Below are 606 nucleotides of genomic sequence, written 5' to 3'. Positions count from 1 at the left end.
GAATACGTTCCCGGGCCTTGTACACACCGCCCGTCACACCATGGGAGTGGGCTGCAAAAGAAGTGGGTAGCTTAACCTTCGGGGGGGCGCTCACCACTTTGTGGTTCATGACTGGGGTGAAGTCGTAACAAGGTAGCCCTAGGGGAACCTGGGGCTGGATCACCTCCTTACCTATACGACTAACTTAATGTTTGTTGAGTGTTCACACAGATTTGCTTGATAGAAGAAAGAGTAAAAGATGGACCTAGTCAAATAGGTTTATCAAAGATGGGTCTGTAGCTCAGCTGGTTAGAGCGCACCCCTGATAAGGGTGAGGTCGGTGGTTCAAGTCCACTCTGACCCACCAAATCYTCGTTCTCCTTTGTTAAATTAACACTCGTTTAGTGAACTAAACGTCGCGTTAATTTGCCGCGGATAACTCGATTTGGCAAACCAATCCTTTTAGAGGTTTGGAACATCTTACTTACTCGCACTGCATGTAAATGGGGCTATAGCTCAGCTGGGAGAGCGCCTGCCTTGCACGCAGGAGGTCTGCGGTTCGATCCCGCATAGCTCCACCATTTACACCTTATTCTGACTTTATTGCAAAGTAATAAGGCATATGCA

The 606-nt window shown here is 48.3% G+C and carries 2 tRNA genes and 1 rRNA gene; all 3 read left to right on the top strand.

The features are described 5' to 3' along the window. A 16S ribosomal RNA gene (locus tag L5L77_RS22620) occupies positions 1 to 170 on the top strand; the annotation flags it as partial. A 99-nt stretch (positions 171 to 269) separates the two neighbouring features. Next, positions 270 to 346, top strand: a tRNA-Ile gene (locus L5L77_RS22615). A gap of 138 nt (positions 347 to 484) precedes the next feature. Continuing rightward, a tRNA-Ala gene (locus L5L77_RS22610) sits at positions 485 to 560 on the top strand. Positions 561 to 606 lie beyond the last annotated feature (46 nt).

The sequence above is a fragment of the Shewanella sp. SM29 genome (assembly GCF_025654245.1).
In the GTDB taxonomy this organism is placed as follows: domain Bacteria; phylum Pseudomonadota; class Gammaproteobacteria; order Enterobacterales; family Shewanellaceae; genus Shewanella; species Shewanella oncorhynchi.
Note: the sequence above shows the minus strand (reverse complement) of the source record. Positions and strands in the feature narration are given on the sequence as shown.